General features: G+C 60.7%; 21 protein-coding genes and 1 pseudogene. 3 read left to right on the top strand and 19 right to left on the bottom strand.

Features of this window, described 5'->3' with window-relative positions; translation table 11 throughout:
* Window positions 1-2: 2 nt before the first annotated feature.
* The 15 genes and pseudogenes from VCJ09_RS08370 to VCJ09_RS08300 all read right to left on the bottom strand — a co-directional run bounded on the left by VCJ09_RS08370 (window position 3) and on the right by VCJ09_RS08300 (window position 17,057).
* Window positions 3-308, bottom strand: coding sequence for an STAS domain-containing protein (locus VCJ09_RS08370; protein ID WP_324733927.1), 306 nt, complete (start codon window positions 306-308; stop codon window positions 3-5).
* A 139-nt stretch (window positions 309-447) separates the two neighbouring features.
* A complete protein-coding gene (gene fliJ, locus VCJ09_RS08365; RefSeq protein ID WP_324733926.1) occupies window positions 448-897 on the bottom strand; it encodes a flagellar export protein FliJ in 450 nt (149 codons plus the stop codon).
* On the bottom strand, window positions 898-2,262 hold the full coding sequence (gene fliI, locus VCJ09_RS08360; RefSeq protein WP_324733925.1) for a flagellar protein export ATPase FliI: 1,365 nt from the start codon (window positions 2,260-2,262) through the stop codon (window positions 898-900).
* A complete protein-coding gene (gene fliH, locus VCJ09_RS08355) occupies window positions 2,252-3,052 on the bottom strand; it encodes a flagellar assembly protein FliH (protein ID WP_324733924.1) in 801 nt (266 codons plus the stop codon). The genes fliI and fliH overlap by 11 nt, the downstream gene beginning before the upstream one ends.
* Window positions 3,053-3,067: 15 nt before the next feature.
* Window positions 3,068-4,084, bottom strand: coding sequence for a flagellar motor switch protein FliG (gene fliG / locus VCJ09_RS08350; RefSeq protein ID WP_079201405.1), 1,017 nt, complete (start codon window positions 4,082-4,084; stop codon window positions 3,068-3,070).
* Window positions 4,077-5,873 (bottom strand): flagellar basal-body MS-ring/collar protein FliF, encoded by a 1,797-nt coding sequence (gene fliF, locus VCJ09_RS08345; protein ID WP_324733923.1) that lies wholly within the window; start codon window positions 5,871-5,873, stop codon window positions 4,077-4,079. The genes fliG and fliF overlap by 8 nt, the downstream gene beginning before the upstream one ends.
* A 16-nt stretch (window positions 5,874-5,889) precedes the next feature.
* The gene (gene fliE / locus VCJ09_RS08340; RefSeq protein ID WP_079201403.1) at window positions 5,890-6,219 is read right to left on the bottom strand and encodes a flagellar hook-basal body complex protein FliE; all 330 of its coding nucleotides are present in this window, start codon (window positions 6,217-6,219) and stop codon (window positions 5,890-5,892) included.
* Window positions 6,220-6,540: 321 nt separating this feature from the next.
* Window positions 6,541-7,944, bottom strand: a complete 1,404-nt coding sequence (locus VCJ09_RS08335; RefSeq protein WP_324733922.1) for a sigma-54-dependent transcriptional regulator — start codon at window positions 7,942-7,944, stop codon at window positions 6,541-6,543.
* Between the two features lie 276 nt (window positions 7,945-8,220).
* Window positions 8,221-9,432: pseudogene (locus VCJ09_RS08330) on the bottom strand (sensor histidine kinase); the annotation flags it as partial.
* Between the two features lie 648 nt (window positions 9,433-10,080).
* Window positions 10,081-11,553, bottom strand: a complete 1,473-nt coding sequence (locus VCJ09_RS08325) for a sigma-54 dependent transcriptional regulator (protein ID WP_324733921.1) — start codon at window positions 11,551-11,553, stop codon at window positions 10,081-10,083.
* Between the two features lie 652 nt (window positions 11,554-12,205).
* The gene (locus VCJ09_RS08320; protein ID WP_324733920.1) at window positions 12,206-12,502 is read right to left on the bottom strand and encodes a flagellar protein FliT; all 297 of its coding nucleotides are present in this window, start codon (window positions 12,500-12,502) and stop codon (window positions 12,206-12,208) included.
* 29 nt (window positions 12,503-12,531) lie between these two features.
* Window positions 12,532-12,912, bottom strand: a complete 381-nt coding sequence (fliS, locus tag VCJ09_RS08315; protein WP_324733919.1) for a flagellar export chaperone FliS — start codon at window positions 12,910-12,912, stop codon at window positions 12,532-12,534.
* 487 nt (window positions 12,913-13,399) lie between these two features.
* The gene (fliD, locus tag VCJ09_RS08310) at window positions 13,400-14,809 is read right to left on the bottom strand and encodes a flagellar filament capping protein FliD (RefSeq protein ID WP_324733918.1); all 1,410 of its coding nucleotides are present in this window, start codon (window positions 14,807-14,809) and stop codon (window positions 13,400-13,402) included.
* Between the two features lie 68 nt (window positions 14,810-14,877).
* Complete coding sequence (locus VCJ09_RS08305; RefSeq protein ID WP_324733917.1) at window positions 14,878-15,237, bottom strand: flagellar protein FlaG; 360 nt, start codon at window positions 15,235-15,237, stop codon at window positions 14,878-14,880.
* Between the two features lie 80 nt (window positions 15,238-15,317).
* Window positions 15,318-17,057: a flagellin N-terminal helical domain-containing protein gene (locus VCJ09_RS08300; RefSeq protein WP_324733916.1), complete on the bottom strand. Its 1,740-nt coding sequence runs from the start codon at window positions 17,055-17,057 to the stop codon at window positions 15,318-15,320.
* A gap of 714 nt (window positions 17,058-17,771) precedes the next feature.
* On the opposite strand from VCJ09_RS08300, the gene VCJ09_RS08295 reads away from it, so the two are divergent.
* The 3 genes from VCJ09_RS08295 (at window position 17,772) to hepT (ending at window position 20,054) form a co-directional block, all read left to right on the top strand.
* The gene (locus tag VCJ09_RS08295; RefSeq protein ID WP_324733915.1) at window positions 17,772-18,617 is read left to right on the top strand and encodes a flagellar brake protein; all 846 of its coding nucleotides are present in this window, start codon (window positions 17,772-17,774) and stop codon (window positions 18,615-18,617) included.
* A 652-nt stretch (window positions 18,618-19,269) separates the two neighbouring features.
* Window positions 19,270-19,653 (top strand): type VII toxin-antitoxin system MntA family adenylyltransferase antitoxin, encoded by a 384-nt coding sequence (mntA, locus tag VCJ09_RS08290; protein ID WP_324733914.1) that lies wholly within the window; start codon window positions 19,270-19,272, stop codon window positions 19,651-19,653.
* Window positions 19,641-20,054 carry a type VII toxin-antitoxin system HepT family RNase toxin gene (gene hepT / locus VCJ09_RS08285; RefSeq protein ID WP_324733913.1) on the top strand — a complete coding sequence of 138 codons (414 nt, stop codon included), beginning with the start codon at window positions 19,641-19,643 and terminating at the stop codon, window positions 20,052-20,054. The genes mntA and hepT overlap by 13 nt, the downstream gene beginning before the upstream one ends.
* A gap of 324 nt (window positions 20,055-20,378) precedes the next feature.
* Here the strand turns inward: hepT and flgL are convergent, their stop codons facing one another.
* The 4 genes from flgL to VCJ09_RS08265 all read right to left on the bottom strand — a co-directional run bounded on the left by flgL (window position 20,379) and on the right by VCJ09_RS08265 (window position 26,083).
* On the bottom strand, window positions 20,379-21,644 hold the full coding sequence (gene flgL, locus VCJ09_RS08280) for a flagellar hook-associated protein FlgL (protein ID WP_324733912.1): 1,266 nt from the start codon (window positions 21,642-21,644) through the stop codon (window positions 20,379-20,381).
* Between the two features lie 113 nt (window positions 21,645-21,757).
* A complete protein-coding gene (gene flgK / locus VCJ09_RS08275; protein ID WP_324733911.1) occupies window positions 21,758-23,794 on the bottom strand; it encodes a flagellar hook-associated protein FlgK in 2,037 nt (678 codons plus the stop codon).
* A gap of 8 nt (window positions 23,795-23,802) precedes the next feature.
* On the bottom strand, window positions 23,803-24,975 hold the full coding sequence (flgJ, locus tag VCJ09_RS08270) for a flagellar assembly peptidoglycan hydrolase FlgJ (RefSeq protein ID WP_324733910.1): 1,173 nt from the start codon (window positions 24,973-24,975) through the stop codon (window positions 23,803-23,805).
* Window positions 24,976-24,985: 10 nt separating this feature from the next.
* Window positions 24,986-26,083, bottom strand: a complete 1,098-nt coding sequence (locus VCJ09_RS08265; protein ID WP_324734627.1) for a flagellar basal body P-ring protein FlgI — start codon at window positions 26,081-26,083, stop codon at window positions 24,986-24,988.
* Window positions 26,084-26,160 lie beyond the last annotated feature (77 nt).

Genomic DNA, 26,160 nt, shown 5'->3' with positions numbered 1-26,160 from the left:
AGCTAGGTGATCTGGAACAGTTGTTCGAAGTTGGAGATAGCGAGGATCTTGCGCACATCCGCGTTGCAGTTGAGCAAACGGATGTGCGCGTGATCGCCACCGGCGTGATCACGCAACAACAGCAACATGCCGAGCGCCGAACTGTCGAGATAGGTCGTACCCTTGAGGTCCACTGCATAGCGCTTGGGGCTGAGGTCGACGCGCTCATAGGCACCACGAAATTCCTGATGCGCGCCGAAGTCGAAACGTCCCTGAATCACAATGGTCAACTCTTGCCCATCAGGCGAGGACAGCGAGGTGATGGCCATACAGAACTCCTTACTCCGACAAAACAGTCGATCACACCCCAGACAAGCTTGCGCGATGGCTATCGCGACTGAACGAGCCTGAATGCACGATCCGTGTGATCAAGATGTAGCACTAGCAAGCGCCAGCAGCAACAGGCAATCAAGCACAATCGTCCCGGCGTACGCGTTGGGCTAACTCATCGAGGAGTTTTTGCTCGCGTTTGTCCGCACTCAGGCGGGCCTCCTCCTGATAACGCTGCACCAACTTGCGCAGACCCTCCAGGCGCGCATAACGCTGTTGCCAGACCACTCGCACCTTGTCCAGGTTGTTGCCATGCCAGGCCACGGTCTGACGCTGCTGGCCGATGGCGGTCTCCAACTGGGAAAGAAAACGCTGATAGTTCATCAGCCATTGCCCGGAAACACCGCGCTGGCCTTCGCTGATCCACTGTTGCTGATAATCGCCCCGGTAATGCTCCAGCTCGCCCAGCTTGACCTGGGCCTGACTCAACAGCCCCTGGCAGTGACCCAACTGCATGGCGGCCTCGCGCTCGGCACGCTCGGCCATGACGATAACCGGCGCCAGGCGCGCGGCGCGACTTGTCGACACTTAGCCCCCCGGCGCAATAGTGGGGTTGAAGGTCGCCGCCAGCAGCGCACTGCTGCGTTCCAGGTTTTCACTTTCGCCCAGGCTCTGGCGCAGGTACCTGACCATCGCCGGCTGGCGCGCGATGGCCAAGTCGGTATCGGCATCGCCACCGGGTACGTAGGCGCCGACACTGATCAGGTCGCGGCTCTGCTGATAGCGTGCCCACAGCTGCTTGAAGCGCTGCGCGCTGCGCTGGTGTTCGCTCGTCACCACTTGCGGCATGACCCGGCTGATCGAGGCTTCGATGTCGATGGCTGGATAATGGCCTTCCTCGGCCAAGCGCCGCGACAGCACGATGTGACCGTCAAGCACGCCGCGGGCGGCATCGGCAATCGGATCCTGTTGATCGTCGCCTTCACTCAAGACCGTGTAGAACGCCGTGATCGAACCGCCACCCTCTTCGGCATTACCGGCGCGCTCGACCAATTTTGGCAGTTTGGCAAACACCGAAGGTGGATAACCCTTGGTCGCCGGCGGCTCGCCAATGGCCAGGGCGATCTCGCGCTGGGCCTGGGCGAAGCGGGTCAGCGAGTCCATCAGCAACAGGACATTCTTGCCCTTGTCGCGAAAGTATTCGGCGATGCGCGTGCAATACATCGCCGCGCGCAGACGCATCAGTGGCGCATCGTCTGCTGGCGAGGCGACCACCACGGAACGCTTGATACCTTCGGCACCGAGGATCTCGTCGATGAACTCCTTGACCTCGCGGCCACGCTCACCGATTAGGCCGACCACGATGATATCGGCCTCGGTAAAACGCGTCATCATGCCCAGCAGCACGCTCTTGCCGACTCCGGTGCCGGCGAACAGCCCGATACGCTGGCCGCGTCCGACCGTGAGCAGGCCGTTGATACTGCGGATGCCGACATCCAGCGGTTGACTGATCGGGTGGCGTTTCAGCGGGTTAATCGTCGGCCCATCCATCGGCACCCAGTCTTCGGCCTTCATCCCGCCCTTGCCATCCAGCGCCCGCCCGGTGCCATCGAGCACCCGGCCGAGCATCGACTTGCCCATCGGCAAACGTCCGCTGTCCGGTATCGGCACTACTCGCGCCCCAGGCGCAATGCCGGCCAGGCTGCCAACCGGCATCAGAAAGCTCTTGTCGTTGGCGAAGCCCATCACCTCGGCTTCGACTTGCACCGGGTGATAGCTGTCATCGTTGATCACCAAGCAGCGGCTGCCGAGTGCGGCGCGCAGCCCCTCGGCCTCCAGGGTCAGGCCAACCATGCGCTGCAAACGCCCTTCGACCACGGGCTGACTGGGAAGCTTCACCACCTCGCTGTAGCCGGCCAGCCGCTTGGCGAAACTGGTGCGTTCAAGACGCATGGGGTGGTTCCTCGGCCGCGCCCAGGTCGATCTGCAGATCGGCCTCCAGCGGATGCGTGGCTTGTTCGCGCTGCTGCTCGAACAGCTGCTTGAGCGCTTGGCTGAGGCGGGTTTCGATGCTCGCATCAATGCGGCTATGCTCGCTCTCGACCCGGCAACCGCCGGGCAACAAGGCGTCATCTTCGACTATGCGCCAGCTTTCTTCGTGGCGCTCGCGCAGGGCTTTGACCATATCGAAGTCTTGCGGATTGAGATGAATACGCACGTTGCCGGCCCCCATGGGCAGCAACTTGAGGGCTTCACGCAAGACCTGGCGAATCTGGCTAGAGTCGCTACTCAGCTCGCGCTGGATCACCTCACGGGCCATGTGGCTGACCAGGTTGACCAGTGCCACTTCGAGCTGCTGATCCTGCTCGGCGATGGGCTCGAACAGCTGCTGCATCAGCTGCTCGACAGCGAGCATTTTGCTTGCCAGGGTGGCATCGGCCTCCTGTTTGGCTTTCAGCTGACCGCTGTGATAACCGTCCTTTTCGCCGGTGCTGAAGCCTTCGTTGTAGGCGTCTTGACGTATCGCCTCCAGCTCATCTAGCGTCAATGGCTTGACGTCCTCCAGAGCCACATCCTCGGACTCGGCCGGCAGCGCTTGGCCGGCCTCGGCCGCGGCCGCCTCGCTCGCAGGATCAGGGGCGGCACCCTCGACATGCGGGTCGAAGCTGGGCAAGGCCCAGCGATCAATAACGCTGATGTCCTGGGCGCGAATCAACTCGCTGGGCGCTTCCTTGGGGGCCATGCCGATCTTCTCCGGTTAAACCATCTCTTCGCCACCCTTGCCACCGAGGACGATTTCCCCGGCTTCGGCCATGCGCCGGGCAATGGTGAGAATTTCCTTCTGCGCCGTTTCCACGTCGCTGACCCGCACCGGGCCCTTGGCTTCCAGGTCGTCGCGCAGCAACTCGGCCGCGCGCTTGGACATGTTCTTGAACACCTTTTCCTTGATCGCCTCGTCTGCGCCCTTGAGCGCCAGCACCAGCACATCGGAGGAAACCTCGCGCAGCAGCGCCTGGATACCGCGGTCGTCGACCTCGGCGAGGTTGTCGAAGACAAACATCAGGTCTTCGATCTGCGACGACAGGTCTTCGTCGACTGCGCGGATCGAGTCCATCAACTGACCTTCGGTCGAGCTGTCGAGGAAGTTCATGATGTCGGCCGCCCGCTTGACCCCACCCATAGTGGCGCGCGTGCTATTGGAGCTGCCGGAGAATTGCTTCTCGAGAATCTGGTTGAGTTCCTTGAGTGCCGCCGGTTGCACGGTATTCAGCGAGGACACGCGCAGAACGATATCCAAGCGCACCTTGTGGTCGAAATGGCCGAGCACTACACCGGCCTGGTCGGGATCGAGGTACGCTACCACAATCGCCTGAATCTGCGGATGCTCGTAGCGGATCACATCGGCCACCGCGCGCGGTTCCATCCACTTCAGACTGTCCAGGCCGCTGGTGCTGCCGCCGAGCAGGATGCGGTCGATCAGGTTGCCGGCTTTATCTTCGCCCAGCGCCTGGGTCAGCATCTTGCGGATATAGCCGTCCGCGCCCACGCCCAGGCTGGTCTGGTCGCCGACAATGTCGACGAATTCGCCCATCACCTGCTCGACCTTCTCGCGGTGCACGTTGCGCATGCCGGCCATGGCCACGCCAACCTTTTGCACTTCCTTCGGCCCAAGGTGGCGCAGCACCTGCGCGGCATCGGTTTCACCGAGTGAAAGCAGGAGGATCGCGGCCTTCTCGACCTTGCTCAACTTGGCGGCTGTACGGTTGTCACTCATCGTCGTTGATCCACTCTTTCACCACCTGGGCGACCCGACCCGGGTCTTCCGCCACCAAGCTCTTGATTGCATTCAGCTGCGCATCATACCCCTCGCTCGGGCTAGGCAGGAGGATGCTTTGCGGGCCGCCGAGACTGACCCTGTCGGCCGCCAGCTCGCCGTCAAGGCCACCCATCTCACCCAGTTCGACATCGCCATTGCGACCACCAGCCATCAGCCCCCGGCCTTTACCGCCAGCGGTGATATTGTTCAGCACCGGGCGCAACACACCAAATACCAATACCAGAATGAACAGCACGCCGAGCACTTGCTTGACGATGTCCCAGAACCACGGCTGGGTATAGAACGGGATATCGATGATTTCTTCGCCCTGGACCGCGGAGAACTGTGAATTGATCACGCTCACGCTGTCGCCGCGACTGGCGTCGAAGCCGACCGAATCCTGTACCAGTCGGGTAAAGCGTGCCAATTCGTCGACGCTCCAGGGCATGCGGCTGGTTTCGCCAGTGGCGGCATCGACCTTGAACTGATCGTCGACTACCACCGCCACCGACAACCGGCGCAAGCGTCCCTGCTGCTGCTTGGTGTGACTGATCGAGCGATCCAGTTCGAAATTGCGCGTCGATTGCTCACGCTTGTCCGCTGGGAACGGCGCCAGCATCGGCTGACCGGTCACCGGATCCATGACCTGCTGGCCGTTGACGTCCACCAGCGGTTGACCCGCGGCAATCGCCCCGGCTACGGCAGCCGCGCCACCGGCCTGCTGAGGGGCTGTTGCCGCGCCCGGCGGCTGATTGCTCAGCGCACCCGGAACGCCTTGCGGCGACAGACTGCCAGTACTGCGCTGCTCATTGACCTGCTGCTCACTGCGCAACGCCGGCTGATCCGGGTTGAACATTTCCGAGGTGGACTCGACCGCGCTGAAATCTACATCGGCCGAGACTTCGGCCTTGTAACGCCCGGCACCCAGCACCGGCTGCAGAATACTGTGCACGCGCTGGGTGAGCATGCTCTCCATGCGCCGACTGTAGTCGAACTGTTTGCCGGCCATGCTCAGCTCGGACATCTCCTGCTGGTCGGACAACAGGCGGCCCCGCTGATCGACCACAGTGACTTGAGCCTTGTCCATCTCCGGCACACTACTGGCGACCAGATTGATAATGGCCATCACTTGGCTCGGCTCCAGATTGCGCCCGGAATACAGCTCGACCAATACGGAGGCGCTGGGCTTACGCTCGTCACGCACGAACACCGAGCTTTTCGGAATAGCCAGGTGCACCCGCGCGCCCTTGACGTTGGTGATACTGGACACGGTGCGCGCCAGCTCGCCTTCCAGGCCACGCCGGTAACGGGTGGCTTCCATGAACTGGCTGGTACCGAGCCCCTGCTCCTTGTCGAGAATCTCGAAACCTATGTTGTTATCGCTCGGCGCCACGCCGGCAGCGGCCAGACGCATGCGCGCGCGCGCCAAATCATCGGCCTTGACCAGCAGAGCGCCTGAATTTGGCTCTACGGTATAGCTGATGTCGGCGGCACCCAGGGTTTGCATGACCTGGGAAGCGTCCATCCCTTCCAGGCTGCCATACAGCGGACGGTAATCCGGCTGTTGCGACCAGAGCACCACGGCAAAACCAATCGCCACGCTGGCAGCCAGACCGACCAGCAGGCCGAGTTGGCGCAGCATCGACATATCCGAGAGATTTTCCAGAAACGCCAGGCCGAACAGCGGCTTGCTCGAATCATTGCCAGCAGTGGTGGCGGGAACGTTGGTGGCGAGTGCGTCGGCCATGATCTAGAACCTACCCTTAAACCGGCATCTGCATGATGTCTTGATACGCCTGAACCAGTTTGTTGCGAACCTGGGTCATGGCCTGGAAAGACACGCTGGCTTTCTGCGAGGCAATCATCACATCGCTCAAGTCCACGCCGCTCTTGCCCATCTCAAAGGCCGTGGCCAGTTGGTTGGAGGCCTGCTGGGTTTCATTGACCTTGTTCACCGCCTGGCCGAGCATATCCGAGAAGCTCGGAGCGCCGGCCTCCGGTGCGCTGGCGACAGGCTTCTGCCGCGCCATCGCCTCGGTTTGCATGGAACGCATTTCCAGCATCAAGCGATTGAATTCAATACCCTGGCTCATGACCTTCCTCCACTGGCCGCGGTTTTTTGACACTACGCGGCTCTTGCCAGAGGAGGTTGCAACAAAGGTGCCAGGTAAGGCGGGGAATGGGCAAGGCGCCACCCTGTAGGGCGTACGCGAAGCAGAACCGTAGGGTGGGTTAGCCGCATGCAGCAATTACCCGACATCACGCCACAAGGGACGCGGCGTAACCCACCATCGGCGCAACGCGGTCGATCGTTTGGCGGGTTACGCGTCGCGCCACTATTGCGCTCGGGTTATCGGCCGGCGTACCGCGCCGCTAACCCACCCTACGTAGCTTACGGCTTGCAGCTGCCAGTGCTAGCTGGCAAACAGATAGGCCTCTACATCCATGCCGGCATCGCGCATCTGCGCCAGCTTGTAGCGCAGGGTGCGCGGGCTTATCCCCAGGCGCTCGGCGGCCTCTTTGCGACGCCCGCGCTCGGAACGCAGGATGTCGATGATCATCTGGAACTCATGTCGACGCAGGTCTTCACCCAAGGCGCCAGCCTCCGCCGGAACAACCTCCGCCGTCACCGGAACGCTCGCCGGCACCACCGCCAGGATCGGCTTAGGCGCAGGCGCGAGACGGCTAGCGGCGACCGTCAGACACAGATCTTGCGGCTGGATTAAACCGCCCTGCTGCAGAATTAGCGCGCGTTGAATGGCGTTATCCAGCTCACGCACATTACCCGGCCAGGCATGACTCACCAGGCTCGCCTGCGCCTGTGGCGAAATACGGATAGGCGCGTGATTCATTTTTTTGACGTACTTGGCCAGCAGCCGCTCGGCCAACGGCAAGATGTCTGCTGGCCGCTGGCGCAACGGCTGCCAGGCCAGCGGGAAGACCGACAGGCGATAGTAGAGGTCTTCACGAAAGCGCCCCGCCGCCACTTCGCCGGCCAGGTCGCGGTTACTGGTGGCCAGCACGCGAATGTCCAGGCTGATCGGCTTGCGCCCACCTACCCGCTCCACTTCACGCTCCTGCAGCACGCGCAACAACTTGGCTTGCAAGCCTTGCGGCATTTCGGAAATTTCATCGAGCAGAATGGTGCCGCCCTCGGCCAACTCGAACTTGCCCGGCGCGCTGGCAATGGCGCCAGTGAAAGAGCCTTTCTCATGGCCGAACAACGTGGCTTCGAGCATGTTGTCGGGAATCGCCGCGCAGTTGATCGCGACGAAGGGCTTCGCCGCCCGCGGTGACTGCTGGTGAATGAATCGCGCCAACACCTCCTTGCCGGTGCCGGACTCGCCGGTGATCAACACCGTCGAATCGCTCTGCGCCACCCGCGTCGCCAGCTCGAGCAATTGCACGCTGGCCGGCTCCAGCGCCACCGGACCGTCCTGCTCGGTCGCCGTCACGCGCCCGAGGGCATGCCGATCGACCAGCGCCAGCAAGGTCTTCGGCTCGAACGGCTTAACCAGGTAATCCGCCGCGCCCTGGCGTATCGCGTCCACCGCACGCTCGACCGCCGCGAAGGCCGTCATCAGCAACACCGGCAGTTGTGGCTGGCGCTGGCGAATCAGGGCCAACAACTGGTGGCCGTCCATGCCCGGCATGTTCACGTCGCTGATCACCAAGCCGAAGGGTTCTTGCGCCAGGGCCACGAGCGCCGCTTCGGCACAATCCACCGTCCGGTAGTCGTGGCCACCCAGCGCCAGGGTATCGGCCAGGGCTTCGCGCAGGGAGCGGTCGTCTTCGACCAGCAGAACTTTGGCAGCCATGGTGTTACTCCTGAATTATTAGGCTCTGTTGACATATGCGAGCGCGCCGCGTTGCTGGGCCAAAGCCCGCCAGGCTAGGCGCGGGACGCAGGTAATGGTTATCCCTTGGCAAGTCCCGCAACAACGCATGGCGGGCTTTGGCACGCAACCCGAAGGGACGGGGCCGCCTTGTCGCAGAACTGCGTTTCTCGTCGTTCATTTGGAATCACCAAACTTCTCTCCTCGCGCCTTGTCTTGCGACAAGGTGGCCTCCGTCGCGGCTGACTCGCATATATCAACAGAGCCTATTGGCGCCGCGGGAATCAACGGCAAAATCAATAAGGCGCAGGTGCCGCGCGCGATTCGTGAACGCATCTGCAATTCACCCTGATGGGCGCGCGCCACCGCCTTGACCACGGCCAGGCCGAGGCCGGTCCCGGTGGTCTTGGTGGTGAAGAAGGGTTCGCCCAGACGTGCCAGGGTGACGCTGTCGATGCCCGGGCCGCTGTCGCTGACGCACAGGCGCAAGCTGTTGCCACGCTGATACAGATGAATCTTCAAGCGCGCCTCGCGCCCGGCGGCCTGGACCGAGTTCTCGATCAGATTGAGTACGGTGCCGACCAGGGTGTCGCGGTTACACAGCAACTCGCCGTCTCGACTGTCGCATTGCCAACGCACCGTCATGCCGCGCACATGGGGCTCGGCCGCCGCCTGCAAGGCCTCGAACACTGCCTTGGGCGTCAGCCGATCCGGCAGTGGCAGGTCGCCACGAGCGAAGACCAGCATGTCGCGCACCTGATGCTCCAGCTCATGCAAACGCTCTTTCAAGCGCCCGGCGAAGCGCTGTTGCTGCTCGACCGGCAACACCTGCTCGGTCAAATGGCTGGCATAGAGCAACGCTGCCGAGAGCGGTGTACGAATCTGATGAGCCAGAGAGGCGACCATGCGCCCCAGCGCGGACAAACGCTCATGCCGCGCCAGCTGATCCTGCAAGCGCCGGGTTTCTGTCAGGTCGGTGAGCAGTACCAACTGCCCCGGCTCGCCTTGCAACGAGCGAGTGGCAATCGACAGGCGTCGACCATCTTTCAGGGAGATCTCGTGGCCATCGTCCTCACGCGGAGCGAAGTTGCGCGCGATAACCTGGCGCCAGAGCATCCCCAGCAACGGCAGACCGAGCAGATTGCGCGCCACCGGATTGGCTTCACGCACCACGCCCTGCCCGTCGATGACGATTACCCCACCGGGCAGCAGATCCAGCAGGCTTTGCAAGCGGTAGGCCAGGCGTTCCTTCTCGGCCAGCTCCTGCATGCGCTGGGCGCTGACCAGGGCCAACTGCCCCTTCAACTCGGCAACCCGATCCTCCAGCATGCTGTAGGACTCACTGAACTGAGTCGACATCTGGTTGAACCGCGCAAAGGCCTGCTCCAGGCTCGTGCGACTGGCTAGCTCCTGAGAAGCAGTAGGTTCGAGTTCGGCACTATGGGAGGGTTGGGCGTTGGGCTTCATCATTCTCTCTCGCCTGGCGAGCCGTCATAAGACAGTCAGTTAGCAGAAGAGATAGCAATACCCGTGCCTAAATATAAAATACTTGTTTTTCAATGGCTTGAAAAACAAATCAGCCAATTGCGTCAAAGCACCGGCTGAATAGAACGCTGCAGCGCCAAGACACTGACTCGATGACACAGCAACAACCAGACCCGTAGGATGGGTTAGCCGCCACAGCGTTTTGATCAAGGCAGCGTTTTGCGTGCGGCGTAACCCATCAGCTGCGGCGCACCGGCTGACGCCATGTTGGGTTACGCGGCGCTTCAAGCCTGGATTTTATTCGGGATAGCTGCCCGCCGCGAACCCAACCTACGGCCTGATCGGCGCGGCACCAAGACTCGTAGGATGGGTTAGCGAGTTTCCCGTAGCCTGGATGAGCTCAAGCGTAATCCGGGATGGCGGCATACCGACTGACGCCATGTTGGGTTACGCGGCGGTTCAAGTCTGGATTTGATTCAGGATAAGTGCCCGCCGCCAACCCAACCTACGGCCTGATCGGCGCGGCACCAAGACTCGTAGGATGGGTTAGCCGCCACAGCGTTTCGATCAAGGCAGCGTTTTGCGTGCGGCGTAACCCATCAGGTGCGGCGTGCCTGCTGACGCCCTACGGATTCAGTCTTCCAGCACTTCGTCGTCGCGCCGGTTCATGCCGTACTTGCGCATTTTCTCGACCAGGGTGGTGCGGCGAATGCGCAAACGCTCTGCCGCCCGGGCCACTACACCGCTGGCGTCATCGAGCGCCTGCTGGATCAAGCCCTGCTCGAGGTTGCCCAAGTAGTCTTTCAGATCGAGGCCTTCGGCCGGCAGCATGGCTGGCGTACTGACACCCGGCAGTCCGGCGATGATAGCTGCGCGCTCCTCCAGCTCTTCGCGCAGGCTGGCGGTCACATCCTCGTCTTCATCGTCGACATGGCGGAATTTCTTCGGCAACTCACCGACGCCGATTACCCCATAGGGATGCATGATCGCCATGCGCTCGACCAGGTTGGCCAGCTCACGCACATTACCCGCCCAGTCGTGGCGGCACAGCGACATGATCGCCGCCGAGTTGAAACGAATCGAACCGCGCTTCTCGTGCTCCATGCGTGAGATCAGTTCGTTCATCAACAAGGGAATATCTTCGATACGTTCGCGTAGCGGCGCCATTTCGATGGGGAATACATTCAGCCGGTAGTAGAGATCCTCGCGAAAACTACCCGCTTCGATCATCACTTCCAGATTCTTGTGGGTCGCCGCAATGATGCGTACATCGGCACTTTGCGTCTTGTTGCTGCCAACCCGCTCGTAGGTGCGCTCTTGCAGCACACGCAGCAGCTTGACCTGCATCGACAGCGGCATGTCGCCAATTTCATCGAGGAACAGAGTGCCGCCGTTGGCCAACTCGAAACGCCCCGCGCGGCTGGTGATAGCGCCGGTAAAGGCGCCCTTCTCATGCCCGAACAGTTCGCTCTCCAGCAACTCCGCGGGAATCGCGCCACAGTTGATCGGCACGAAAGGCCCTTCACGACGCTTGGAGTGATAGTGCAGATTGCGCGCCACCACCTCTTTACCAGTGCCCGACTCACCGAGGATCAACACACTGGCCTCGGTATCGGCCACCTGCTGCATCATCTGCCGCACCTGCTGAATGGCGCGACTGGTACCGACCAGACTGCGGAACAGGTTCGTTTCACGCTGGCGACCGCGTTCGCGCGCCTGGTCGTACATCTCGCGGTAAACCTGGGCGCGGTGCAAGGAATCGAGCAGTTTGTTGTAGCTAAGCGGCATCTCCAGGGTTGCCAGCACACGGCGGCGAGACTCTTCCGGCCATTCCGCAGCAGCCTGCTCTTCGATCAGCAGGATCGGCAAGAACTCATCCCAGGCAGCAGACTGCTTGAGTATCTCAAGCACCCCGCCCTTGGCCTGCACATCACCGAGCAAGACGCTGAGCACCTCCCGGCTGGAGGCCAATGGAGCGACCGCATCCTGCCAGTCATGGCTGCCACACGCGAGATGATCTTCACCCAGGAAATTCAGGATCACCGTCAAATCACGACGTCGTTCGCTGTCATCGTCAATCAGAAGAATTTTCGTTTCACGCCACATATTTTTGATCTGATCCTGGGAGCGAACGGAAGCGCACGTTGTCGAACACGACAACTACGCTGGCAATTGGCCGCTAGTAAAGTCAATTTTCCGAGCATAGTCAATTTTATGGCGTGCTTTTTTTGAATTGCCCGACCAATTGCCTAAGCGATTGTTTGCAATACGGGGGAAATAAGGCCCGTACCAATCAGGAAAAGAGGCATACGCGCAGAATAACAACACCACCCGCCGAATTTGCGCCGCACCGCTAAGGCTATGTCCCAATGATGTGTTGGCCGCAGCTTTTGTAGGGTGGGTCGGGCCGCGTGGGTTAGCGGCGCAGGTCGTGGAGCTGAAAGCAGCTGCATCATTGGCGCGCCGCGTAACCCACCAAGTAACGGTCGGCGTGCTCATCGTGGTGGGTTACGGCGCAACTGACCGGGTAACAGCCAATAGCCTTGTGCCAGGCGCCTAACCCACCCTACGGATCTGCACCAGCCCCGTAGGATGGGTTAGCCGCCAGATAGCTTCGATCAAGGCCGCGTTTTGTGTGCGGCGTAACCCATCGGCCTGCCAACACATCTGCCAAGGGTTGGTCTGCGGGCATAAATCGCTCGATGGGTATCGCTGCGCTCAACACCATCCTACGGACTGTACCAACCCAGCTGTCCCATCAACCGAACAACTGGTAAACCTTGGCCCCCTGCTGGGCCTGGTTCAGCTGCATCAGCTCGCCAGCCAGGCGCCGCTGCTCCGACTGACAGACATCGACCAGCTCGCGGTACAGATCCAGCAACTCCTGCATACGCGCGCGCAGCACGTCTTCGTCCTGCACGGACTCGACCATGGCGTCGTCAACGGCTTGGCGACACTGCAAATCCAGTTCGCCGATGGCCGCCCAATCCTGCGTGGCCAAGGCGGTACGCAAGGCGCTTCCAGTCTTTTCCAGACGCTGGACAGATGAACTCATGAACGTGCTCCTTTAGCAGCCGACCAGCATCATTGAGCGATTGCATCCCAGCCAGTTTTCACATTACGCAACAGCCCGGTCACTTCGTCCAGGGCGGCTACGTCATTCTTCACATTGGCTTCCAGCAAACGGGAGGTCATGTACTGGTAAAGACTATCCAGATTACCGGCCATCTCGCCACCCTGCTGCAAATCCAGGCCCTCGCGCAAGCCACCGACTATACCGATAGCCTTGCCGATCAGCTCGCCCTTCATCGCCGTCTGCTGACGCTCCATGGCGCCACGCGCCTGGGCGATACGAGTCAGGCCACCTTCCATCAGCATCTGGATCAACCGATGAGGGCTGGCATCCACGGCCTGGGCCTGGGTGTTGACGCTTTGATACTGCCGCATTGCTGCCATCGCGTTCATGCTGAAGGTACTCCAGTGTGTTTCGGGAATACTTCAGTTATCGGCAATAACAGAGGCAGCTTTAGGGGCGCGAGGAAAAGAACTTCGCAACTTTATTAAAAAGGCTGATACACAACTATCGGCCAGTGGCCTATACGGTTAGTTGGTTAACTCAAGCTCAGATGGCTGGGGCTCAGAGGCAAGGCGCTGCGACGAGTCATAGCGGGTTATGGTGAGGAGCGGCAAGGCAGCATCAGGGATTCAGGCGCCGAAATTGACTAAGTGAACTAGCCACACAGGCCGCTAGCGTCCACAGTCACCAAGGCGCGAGGCCATACACAGAACGCTTCTGGCTTAATTTCCGGGCTAATAGTGGAGGCAAACGTGAGGGACTTACAGCAACACCTGCACCTGCTCAAGGTGATCGCGTCATCCGCACGACAGGGTAAGCGCTGATTTCCGAACTGAGCGGGACACCTGTGTAGGTATCGAAGGGGTTGCTCATGCCTTATTTGTTCTTGTTCACAAAGCCAGGAAGGCTGTCCAGCGAGCTGGTTAGCCAGTCACTGGTCTGGGTCAATTGCGCCACCAGGGAGTCCATTGCATTGAACTGGGAATACAGCCGCGCCTGCAGTTTATCGATACGCAGATTCAATGCTTCACGCTGCTCATCAACGCTGTTGATGGTCTTTTGTAGACCACTGATGCGCTGATTAAGTATGCCGTCAGATTTAACATAGCCATCGACCTGACTGCTCAGGCGGTTCATCAGGCCGCTGTCACCAGTAAAGAAGGCCCCGACCGCGTCAAAATTGCTCTCGAGTGCGCTGGACAGCTTGGCATCATCGATCGCCAGGGTGCCGTCCTTCTGCGTGGTAATCCCCAGTTCGCTCAGCACCCGCACACCCTCCTGCGCGGCTGGCGAGGCCAGCTGGTTACGAATAGTTGAAAGCAGGCCGCGCACACTGGAATCCCCGAGCAAGCTGCCCGTCACGGGTTCCTTGCCCTCGCCAACTGAGGTCACGCTGGTCAATGACTGAGTCGTGGACATCAGCGAATTGTAAGCCTCGACGAACTTCTTGATATTCGTCGTCACCCCGGACTGGTCCTGCGCAACCTTAACCGTAACCGTTTTGTCCTTGTCCGCCGCCAGCAGATTGAACGTCACCTCAGGGATAGCGCCGTCGACGGTATTGCTCGCACTCTGCAGCGCCAAGCCATCGATACTGAACTTGGCATTGCTAGAGGCCTCCAGCACTCCGCTCTGACTGGCGTAGCCTGGATCATCCTGATTCAGCAGGCCGCCACCGATAGCCAACGCCTCAAGACCCGCCCCGGCCTCGATCTGCACATCCTTGCCGGCCCCGGTGTTGCTCGAGGTCATGATCAGGCGCGTCTTGCCGTCCTCAGGGTTGGTCACCAGGTTGGCACTGATGCCGCTGTCCTTGAGTTGGCTATTCAGTGCATCGCGCACCTGGCCCAGGCTCAAGCCTTCAGCGATGTCCACGCTGATACCGGGATCATCTGCCCCCAGCTTGACGGTCAGAGTACCTGCTGCACCGGTGGAAAAATCACCCGCCAGAGACCTGCTGGCCGCTTTGCTACCGCTGGCCAAGGCCTCCACCTTGAGGCTGTAATTGCCGGCCTGAGCAGTTTTACTGGCAGTGGCCGTAACCAGGCTGCTATTTGAAGAACTGGCACTGCGCTTTTCGAACAAGCTGATATCGTTGAGTTTTTTTAGCGCGGTTTGAAAGCTGTTCAAGGCGCTATTGAGCTGGCCCAAGGCAGAGATTTTCGAAGTAGTGGCCTTTTCCAGGCGTGAAAGCTGCGCCTCTTTCGGCGCTTTTTCCGCCCCCACCAGGGCACCGACCATACTGTCGATGTCGATGCCGGAACCGATACCCGTTATGCCTACCATCTTGTCCACCTCGTCATGGGTTTGACGCTTGCGCCGCTAAGACCATAAGCCTTTCAAAAATCGTGCCGTCAGGCCTCGGCCTGGAACAGCAGACTGCGCACCTCCTCCAGATTTTCCGCCAAACGCAGCGCTTCTTCTGAAGGAATCTGCCGCACCACCTCGCCGGAAACCCGGTCCGTCACCTTGACCACCACCCGGCCACTCGAATCGTCCAGGGCAAAATCCAGGTCACGGCGAATATTCTGTACAAAACTCTCGATGTTTGATACTGCCTGCTCCAGCGGCTGGCGCTCATCCTTGGGCTCACCCTGTGTTGTTTCGACCGAGGTCTTTGCGGCGACTGTCGGCTGGCGCTCGCCACGCAACTCGCCCGACCGAACGGCTTGCGCCGCACCAACGGCCGGTCCATGGGGAAAAAAAACGTCCATTGCTTCACCCTCTTGATGGCAAAACAGGGAGAAGCGCCATGCACTTCTCCCCGCAAGTTCACCTTAAGTTGCCGATTGGCTTACTGCAGTAGGCTGAGCACCGCCTGGGGCAGCTGGTTGGCCTGGGCCAGAATCGCGGTGCCGGCCTGTTGCATGATCTGGTTCTTGCTCAGGTTGGCGGTTTCCACGGCATAGTCGGTGTCGGTGATGCGACCACGGGCAGCCGAGGCGTTTTCCGAGATGTTGTTCAGGTTGCTGATGGTCGAATCGAAGCGGTTCTGTACCGCACCGAGTTTGGCCCGCTCGCTGTCCACTTGCTGAATCGCCCCGTCCAGTACCTGGATGGCTTGCTGGGCGCCTTCGGCGGAGGTGATATCCAGGTTGCTGATTGAAGATTCTACCTTCACCGCAGCGTTCGCACCTGCTGCCGCTGTCAGGCCCAATGTCGCCAAACCGGTACCGTTAGCACCATCCGCCACGGTGAAGTCACCACCTGAGAACAGCGCCAGAGTCCCGTCAGTATTCTTACTCGCACTCACGCCGGTGCTGGCGGTGTTGATGCTGGTGACAATGGAATCCATGTCACTGCCCTTGGCCAGCTTGATCTCGGTGCCATTGAGCGTCACCGACGTATCCACGGTCAACTTGGCAGAAGTGGTACCTGCCGTCAGACCCAGGCCTTTAAGCGAGCCACCCACGGTATCGGCGAGCTTCACTTCCTTACCGTTAGCAGAGGTCAGGGAAATACGACCATCCGTGAGGGCTGCAGTAACGCCAGTGGTGGCTGTCTCGGCATTGATAGCGGTTAAAACAGCATCAGCCGTAGCGTCGGCAGCGATGGCAACAGTTATACCGTTAACGTTGACACCGCCAGCGGTGCTGCGGCCAATTACGGAAGTGCCGGTAGCTGGACCGGTGGTGGTGGTACCAGGATCGGCCTGAACAGCATCGGCACCGTTAGTGGAAACCGCACCGCCGTCAATTGATACTGAAACCAAGCCTGTGCCAGTAATAGTGTATTCACCAGCATTCGTTCCGTTGGCAACCATGTAACCCGCAGTCGATGCAGCGATATCCAACGCTGCCTTCATTGATGCATCGTCAGTAACACTCGACATATCGACTGAAGTAGCGCCCAACGTAACCGATGTGGAGCTGAACGCGATTGCGAGATCGGTCAAGGTACCCGCAACTGGACCGGTACCAGTAGTGGCACCAGTGGTTGTATCGGCCTGAATAACACCGCCGGTAACGCTGGCCGCCATATTGCTAGGCGCAGTACCAGTCGCCTGGGCGGCGCTGGATGAGCCCTTCAGGGCTGCGGCGCTCATATCACCCAGACTGAACGAAACGGTTTCGTTGGCATTGGAGCCGACCTGGAAACTGGCATTGTTCAGCGAGCCGTCCAGCAGATTCTTACCACCGAAGGTGGTGGTCCCGGAAATACGGGTCAGCTCGCCAGACAGGGCAGTGAATTCTTGTTGCAAAGCGGTACGCTCGGAACTGCTGTTGGAGCCGTTTGACGATTGCAGCGCCAGGTCACGCATGCGCTGCATGATATTGGTCGACTCTTGCAGAGCACCTTCTGCGGTCTGCGCGATGGAGATGCCGTTGTTGGCGTTCTTCACCGCCACACTCAAACCATTGACTTGGCTGGTCAGGCGGTTGGCGATCTGCAAGCCGGCGGCATCGTCCTTGGCGCTGTTGATGCGCGAACCCGTGGACAAACGCTCCATGGTGGTGGCGAGGGCCGAAGACGACTTGTTCAGGTTACGTTGGGCATTGAGCGACGCAACGTTGGTATTGACGGTAAGAGCCATGATGGTGTCCTCCAAGGACTAGCGTGTTTGCCTGAGCGTGCGACTTAGGGAGGGCAGTGCCCAGGCACCCATAAAGTTCGCATTCGTAACTTGTATCGGCGCCGCTTCGGTGAGCTTGAGGGGGCAAATCAAAATTCTTTTGCAACCCCATTTCAACCTGTATCACGCCAGCGAACTCATTCAGCAAGCCCGCTTGAATAGCTTTTCGACCGGTCTGCACATTTCTTTAGGCCATAGGCCATCAATGAGTTTCGATGGCCCGCCATCGCCACGAGCGGTGTGCGCTTTTGTAGGCGCGTGCGGGCGGCGTTGCGAACCTCGGCGCGAGGTTTTGTTGCTGCTGTTGCTGTTCTCTGGGCCTGGCACGGTTCGCGTTTATTTGACGGGCCTGCGGCCCTTCGCGGCGGGGCGCCGCTCCTACAGGTGATCGCGGGGTTTGTGTAGGAGCGTCGCCCCCGGCGCGAGGTTTGTAGTTGCCGTTGCTGTTCTCTGGGCCTGGCACGGTTCGCGTTTATTTGACGGGCCTGCGGCCCTTCGCGGCGGGGCGCCGCTCCTACATTAGGAGATCGCGGGGTTTGTGTAGGAGCGTCGCCCTCGGCGCGAGGTTTTGATTACGGCGGCATGGTGCCCCATGGCAGAGCATATGGATGCATTTAGCCATCTTCCTGTTACAGTCGCAGCGCCCTTGGATTTTTTGGCATATGGAGTATCTGCGTGCCCCTGATCCCCGTTGCACCTGATGAGATAGAAAGCGAACAGCCGCTGTCCTGGTCGCTACGAAACGCGCAAGGCAAAGTGCTCTACCCCGCCGGCGAGGCGATAGCGCAAGCCGATCTTGCGGATGTCTTGCGTCTGGAGCTGTTTCGCGAAGACGCCGAAACGCCAGCACTGGCGGTGGGCGGTGACGGTGACACACTGGAGTCGCCCTTTCGCCTGCAACTGGCGCCAGGCGATACCATCCAGTTACAGCAGAGCACCGAAAAGAACACCGAACGTTACACGGTCAAGGTCGTCGGCCACCTGGCACCCTTCAGCCTGCTGGTTACGGCGCCCTACGCCAATGGCAAGCTGCTGTTCGTGCGCGAGGGACAGATTTTTCTGGTGCGTAGCTTTGTCGGCCAACATGCCCTGGCCTACCGCACCCGGGTACTGAAAACCCAGCTTAAGCCATTCCCCTATCTGCACCTGGCGTATCCGGTCGATGTACAGTCGATGCGAATTCGTAAATCGGCGCGATCCCGCATCGATCTGGTGACCGCCATCAACGGGCCTCGCGGCAGCAGCTCAGGTCGCATCGCAGACCTCAGCTTGGGCGGAGCGAAAATTACCAGCCCAGCCACCTTTGCCAATCGGGACGAGGAAGTCCGTCTGACGTTTCGCATCAACCCCGGTGGCATCGATATCTACATGGATCTGAAAGCCATGGTGCGCAGTGTTCAGCAGGAACAGATGGAGCAACCCTGCGTGACCACCGGGGTCGAATTCGTCGACCTTAGTGAGCAGAATCGCCTGGCGCTTATGGCCGCGTCTAACTTGCACATGCTGCAGGACAACGTCTAAGCGACAGAGCGTGTTATAGGCATCCCCTCGGCACAGGGCGGCATGCTCCCATAGGCGAGGAAGGCGTACTAATCTGATCGCTCCCACGTCGAGGCGTCGAACCGTTCGCGTGGGCATGCAGCTCGGCTGGGTTAGCAGCGGGCACCTATTCCGAATCAAATCCAAACTCGAACCGCCGCGTAACCCAACATGGCATCAGCCGGTACGCCGCAGCTGACGGGTCAATGTCATCAACTTAAGCCCGTAGGGTGGGTTAGCCGCGTAGCGGCGTAACCCACCATTGATGTCATAAGGCAACACCATCGCCGGCCTAACGACCGGTTGGCGGGTTACGCCTTCGGCTAACCCAGCCTACGAACTGCGAGAGGCCTAAGCCTTCGTAGGAGCCAGCTTGCTGGCGACCCATAGCGGCGAAAAGCATCGCCAGCAAGCTGGCTCCTACAAGCGCCGTACCCATGCCAATAGCTATTCATCGTTCCCACGCTGCCAGAGACGCTCTGCGTCTCGGCACGGCGGGCGCGGAGCGTCCTGAGCGCCCGATGGCGGCCTCAACCTCCGGCCAGCGGGACGAAAACCGGGCCGCGAGTCTGGACTTTTTCCTGGCCGCTCGGTTCTATGCCATGATTGTTCGCATCCCATAGCGAGGCACACCATGACGATCGAAGCGGTCGAAGCTGCCTTGGCGCAGCATCCGGATGTAAGGCTGGCCTATGTATTCGGTTCGGTCGCCAGCGGTCGGGCCAGGCCGGACAGCGATGTGGACGTTGCCGTCCTGACGGCAGCGCCACTGAACGTTGCGAACAAGGTCCGCCTGATCTCGGACATCGCCTCGTCCACAGGCCGCCCCGTGGATCTGATCGACCTCGCCGGCGTCGGCGAACCCTTGCTGGGCCAGATTCTCCGGCATGGCGTGCGTATACGCGGCGATGCCGCTCTGCATGCGCAATGGATAACACGACATATCCTCAGCAATGAGGACTTCATGCCCTATGTCGAGCGCATGCTCGCCGAACGGAGGCAAGCATGGATAGGCTGATCATCGAACGCAAACTGGACTCGCTGCAGCGCTGCCTGGCACGCGTACGCGACAAGACGCCTGCCGATGTCGCCACTCTGGAGAGTGACCTGGATCTGCAGGATGTGCTGGTGCTCAACCTGAGCCGCGCCGTACAGACCTGCGTCGACATCGCCGTGCATATCCTCAGCGAACGCAGGCAACCCCCACCGGACACCATGGGCAAGGCCTTCGACCTGCTCGCCCAGGAACAACTGCTGGAGCCCGCGCTGGCCGAGCGACTGAAGCGCTCGGTGGGCTTTCGCAATCTTGCCGTGCATAACTATGAGGCGATCAACTGGGCGATAGTCCACAGCATCGCCACCCACCATCTCGAAGATTTCGAAGGCTTCGCAAGGCAGGCCGCCCGCCTCACCCTTTAGCACCTGTTTACGATCTCGCGTGCAGCCCAGATGAAGTCCGGCGATAGACGGTGCAGCCTTCACGGACTTCATCCGGACTGGCCGCTCAGGCCCGTAGGGTGGGTTAGCCGCGTAGCGGCGTAACCCACCATTGATCTCATAAGGCAACACCATCGCCGGCCTAACGGCCGGTTGGCGGGTTACGCCTTCGGCTAACCCACCCTACGAACTGCGAGAGGCCTAAGCCTTCGTAGGAGCCGTACCTATGCCAATAGCCATTGCAACGACCAACTGATCCGTAGGCCGGGCAGCTAGCCGCGTAGCGGCATAACCCAGCCAAGCCCCTCAGCGCAGCTGGTTGAACAGGCTAAGTCCGGCGATCTTCACGTAGCTCTGCTGCGATGCCTCCAGAACAATGGTCTGGAAGGACAACCGCGACAGGGCTTCGGCGTAGTCCAGCTCGCGCAAATCGGCCTGCACACCCTTGTTGACCAAGCTGACGTCTTCGTTATCGGTCTGGGTCGACTCGATGATATTCAGGCGCGCGCCGATCTCGCCGCGCACTCCGTCCACCGTGGTCATGCCGTGATCGAGGTTGGTCAGCGCCACCGCCACCGCATCGTTCACCTGCGAGCCGGTTGCCGGGTTTTCCAGACTAGTGCGTAGATTGGCGATGGTGTCGAGGATGCCCTGCTTCTGCCGAGCGGAGTCAGCGGTGATCAGGATGCTTTCGCCGCCTAGTGGCAGCCCGTCGAACTGCAGGCGCACGCCGCGAAAAACTAACTGGTCGCTGGTATCGGACCGATCATCGACGACGCCGCTCTTTAACACCAAGGGGTCCGGCAAAGTCACAGGAAAAGTCGGCGGGCTGGCCTGGTCGTAAACCACGTACTGGCTATCGGAAATAAAGCGGATGCCAATGCCGGCCGGCGGGAACGGCGGAGTGCCGGAGAAGGCCACTTCGTCCTGCACCAACGGGGCCGATACGCTTAGGCCTGAACCAGGAGCGTAAGGGCCAACTGCCGGTGAAAGTTCCAGGCGCCCCGCATTGGTGACGTTCTGGAAGATTTTCTTGCCGTTATCGCTGATTGCCAGATCCAGCGAGCTGGCCACCTGTAGCTTGCGCTGTCCCTCATCGCCCTGGTAGCTGTAGCTGCCATCACCCTCGCGCACGAAGGGTTGGGTCTTGCCCTGAAAACCGGCGAACAAATATTCGCCGCGGGCACTGCGGGTATTCATCAGGCCGAACAGTTCTTCCTCGCGCGCCCCCAGTTCCGCCGAGAGGGATTGGCGATCCGCCAGGCTGAGCGCGCCATTGCCGGCCTGCACCGCCAGCTCGCGCACGCGCTGGAGGATGGTGTTGACCGAGTTGAGGGTGACTTCTTCCTGGGTCAGGCTATTGTTCGCCGCGGTGAGGTTGTCCTTGTGCTGGGTCAGCACGTTCTGCTGTTGCTCCAGTTGCAGCAGGCGCACCGAGGCGACCGGGTCGTCCGCCGGGGTGAGGATGCGGTTGCCGGTACTGATCTGCTCCTGGGTGCGGGTGGCATTGGCGTAGTTACGCTGGATGCCGGCGACTCCGTTGTTGAACGCCTGGATGGTGGAGATGCGCATGCTTGAGCCTCTTGTTGCAATCCGGAGTCTGGCCGCCGCTAGCAGCCCCTCACCCTAGCCCGCTCCCGGAGGGAGAGGGGATTGTCCTATACGCGCCAGAGATCGGCGCACATTTATCTAAAGGTATTGATCAGGGTATCGAACAAAGAGCGCGCAACTTGAATGACCTGCGCCGATGCATTGTAGTACTGCTCGAATTTGATCAGGTTGGCGGCCTCTTCGTCGAGGTTGACCGCCGACAGCGAGTCACGGTTGTTGGTCGCCTGCTTGAGGATGGCGCCGGTGGCTTCGCTGTCCTGTCGGGCTTGCGCGGTCAGAGTGCCGACTCGCTCGACCAGATCGCCATAGCCATCGGTGAAGCTGACGCCGGTACTGATACCCATTGACGGATCCACGCCTACGGTCTGCTTGTTCTGCAGATCGACCAATTTCAGGGCGTTGCGGTTGTCCGATACGCCGTTTTGATTGAAGCCCAGAGTGAAGGTGTCGCCACTTTCCGGGCGACCGCTGAAGGCCTGCGAGACTTCCAACGTACTGCCACCGGAGGTGATCATATAGCTCAGCGTGTTGCTCTGCCCCGGAGTGATGCTCAGGGTAGCCGGGGAGAAAGTGACGCCGCCCGGTGCACTCAGGGTCAGCGTCCCAGCCGTGGCAGGCGCGACGGGCGCGGAATAGGTCATGGTCAGCGGTGATAGCGCCTGCAGATCCGCCGGGACCAGCGGGTCCTGGACGTTGTCGATGGCGGGCTGGCCAATCACTCCGTTACCGCGGTTCTGTAAATTGGCCTCCGAGCGCAAGGGCGCGGCAAAGGCCAACTGATCCGGCTGATCCAACTGGGCACTGATGGTGGTGGCGCCACGCCGGGTTGGCTGTAGCAGAAACTTGTCCGCCGCCGCTGGCGCGGAATCGATGGCCAGCTCAAAGCCCTGGTCACGACCGGCCGCATCGGTGAACGTCAGGGTCGCCGGATAGCTGCCAGGCGAACTGGGGTTGATCGTCATCGCCGCGCCATCGCTCAAGCGTCGGGCACTGTAGTTGCTGCCGTCGTATTCCAGGCGGTAGTCGCTGGTGGTGAGCACGCTGGTGTCGGTGATATTGAGCGCCGGCTGGACGTTACTGGTATTGCTCGCAAACGCCCGCACCCGCAGCTGAGCCAGCGCCGTGTCGTTGTAGTCACCGAACAGCGCCGTGCCTACCTGGCCCTTCAAGTCCAGCCCCTGGCCGAGCTGGGTATTGACTTGATCACTGACCGCCAGGGCCAGTCGCCCAAGCGAATTGAGGGTCGGGTCCAGGGTTTCCGCGCGGTAGCGGATCAGCCCGCCCAGCTCGCCGCCAGTGAGCAAGGAGGTGATGCCCTGGCGTGAGCCGCCACTGACGAAGCTCACTTCAAAACGCGTCGGGTCGCCCTGCCCTGGCCCGACTTCCAGGCGGCTGGTGGTGCTACCCACCACCAACGGCTGGCCAGAGCCGACGAACAGATTGAGCGAGTTGTCATCCTGCGCCACCACGGTCACACCCACGTAGGTGGACAGTTGACGGACCGCCTCTTCACGCGCATCGAGTAAGTCGTTGGGTTGCTGGCCGTTCGCGGAGGCCTTGGCGATTGCATCGTTGTAGCTGGCGATCGAGGTGGCCAACCGGTTGACCTGGTCGCTGACGGCGACCATTTGTTTGTTGATGAAGCTGTTCTGCTCGGTGATCCGGTCGGAAACCGTATTGAAGCGCTTGGCCAGGCCTTCTGCCTCGGACAGCACCAGTTGCCGCGCCGGGATATTGGCCGGGTCTTCGGCGGCCGTCTGCAGGGCAGAGAAGAACTTCTGCAGCGAGGGCGTGATGCCGGTGGTGGTGCCGGCCAACAGCGAGTCGAGCTGTTCGATCTGGCCTCTATAGGCCTCGACATCGGAGCTGAGGGCAGTACTGCTGCGCACCTGCGTGGTCAGAAACTCACTGTAAGTACGCCGGATATCCACCAGGGTGGTGCCCGAGCCTATATAGCCGGCGCCACTGAACTGCGGGTTACGCGTGGCCTGCACTGCATCCTGGCGAGAAAACCCCGGGGTGTTGACGTTGGTGATGTTATGGCCGGTGACTGACAGCGACGTCTTGTTCGCCGACAACCCGGACAGGCCAATACTCAGTAAGTCAGCCATGGCTCAATTCATCCCCGGGTCGGCGCTGTGTCGCTGGAAGCGATCGCTTGGTAGGTCGACATCTGCCGGGCGATCTGCGCCACCTTGCGGGCGTACTGCGGGTCGGTGGCGTAACCGGCCTTCTGCAGCTCACGGGCGAATTGCTCAGGGTTCTGCGTGGCATCGAGGGCTTTCTCGTAGCGGCCGTTGCTCTGCAAAAAACTCACATAATCTTCGAAGCTATGGGCATAAGAATCATAGGCGCGGAAGGATGCAGCCTCTTTGACGGCCTTACCGCCCTGGTATTCGGTGGTCATCACCCGCGCCGACTCGCCATCCCAGCTGTTGTGGCTCTTGATGCCGAACAGGTTGTGGCTGCTGGTGCCGTCCTGCTGGCGAATGATCGACTTGCCCCAACCGGTTTCCAGAGCAGCCTGGGCCACCAGGTAGCGCGCATCGACGCCGATCTTCTCGGCGGCCTGCTCGGCCATTGGCAGCATGGCCGCGATGAATTCGTCCTTCGACGCAAAGGCTGTCTTGCCCGGTACCTGGGCTAAACGCCGACCGCTGATGGCATCTGCGCCATTCAGGCTCAGGGCCTTGTCGGCGGGAGCGGCAAACGCCTTGGCCGCCATCCAGTCGTTCTGCGCCAGAGGCTGTGCAGTTACCGCGCCAGCCGTAGGCACGATGCCCACCATCATCCGGTCGCTCAGCCTGCCCGGCAGCGACAGCCGCCGCTGGTTGAGCAAGGATGAGTCGTCGCGGCTGCTGTCGACCTTGGCCAACGGCTTGCTCGGCGCACTCGGCACGGGCTGATCGACCTGGGCGAAAGGATTGGGCCGGCTGCCGGCGTCCTTGAGCTGCGACATCTGCCGCACCAGCACGTCGGCCAGGCCGATACCATTCTGATTATTCGACAGGGTCACCGACAGTTGCTGGTCGTGCATGTCCTGGTAGGTCTTGCTCTCGTTGCTGTTCATGAAATTGCCTTCGGCGAACACTTCGTTGGCCGAACGCATGGCTTTGAGCATTTCATTGAGAAACAGCGACTCGAACTCTTGCGCCACCTTGCGAATGTTCTTTTCGCTGTCACCACCGAGCTTGAACTGGTTGAGGCGGTTCAGGTCGGTGAAGGCGCCGCTGTCCAGCGGGCTGTTGGTGTTAACGCTGCCGAGCAAACCGGCCGAGAGTCGAGAATCCATAACCTATACCTCAAATGACAATCAGGTCAGCCTGCAAGGCGCCGGCTTGCTTGAGCGCCTCCAGGATGGCCATCAGGTCGGAGGGCGATGCGCCCACCTGGTTAACCGCCCGGACAATTTCATCCAGAGTGGTGCCGGGGCCGAACTTGAACATCGGCTTGGCTTCTTGGTCGGCATTGACTCGCGAGCGTGGCACTACCGCGGTCTGCCCACCGGATAAGGCTTCCGGCTGACTGACAATAGGGTCTTCGGTGATGGTTACCGTCAGGCTGCCGTGGGTTACGGCGGCCGGCTGTACGCGCACGTTCTGGCCAATGACGATGGTGCCGGTGCGTGCATTGATGATGATCTTGGCCACCGCCTGACCGACTTCCACTTCGAGGTTCTCCAGAATCGACAGGTAATCCACGCGCTGATTCGCATCCAGCGGCGCACTGACGCGGATCGAACCGCCGTCAAGCGCCTGGGCGACACCAGGGCCGAGCAAGTCGTTGATCTGGTCGACGATATTCTTCGCGGTGGTGTAGTCCGGACGATTGAGGTTGAGCGTCAGGGTATTGCCCTGATTGAAACCGCTGGGCACCGAGCGCTCGACCGATGCGCCGCCAGGAATACGCCCCGCCGAGGGTACATTGACGGTAATCCGCGAACCGTCGCCGCCTTCGGCATCGAAGCCGCCGACGACCAGATTACCCTGGGCGATGGCGTAGACATTACCGTCGATACCCTTGAGCGGCGCCATCAGCAAGCTGCCACCGCGCAGGCTCTTGGCGTTGCCGATAGAGGAAACGGTGATATCGATGGTCTGCCCCGGCCGGGCGAACGCGGGCAAGTCGGCATGGATGGACACCGCCGCGACGTTCTTCAGTTGGACATTGCCACCTTGCGGGACCTTGATGCCGAACTGCGCCATCATGTTGTTGAAGGTCTGCACGGTGAACGGCGTCTGGGTGGTCTGGTCGCCGCTACCATTGAGGCCAACCACCAGGCCGTAGCCAATCAACTGGTTACTGCGCACACCCTGGATGCTGGCCAGGTCCTTAAGCCGCTCAGCTTGCGCCGGCAGGCACAGCAGGATGCACAGCAGCAAGACGCAGGAGCGGGTCATGCCGGCGATCTTGCTACACGCCACACGGACGTTTTCGCGGGCATGGCCCGCTCCTACGGTTGTCATCGGCGTCATCC

This window comes from Pseudomonas paeninsulae, assembly GCF_035621475.1.
In the GTDB taxonomy this organism is placed as follows: domain Bacteria; phylum Pseudomonadota; class Gammaproteobacteria; order Pseudomonadales; family Pseudomonadaceae; genus Aquipseudomonas; species Aquipseudomonas paeninsulae.
The sequence above is the reverse complement of the archived record's forward strand: the minus strand, read 5'-3'. Positions and strand labels throughout refer to the sequence as shown.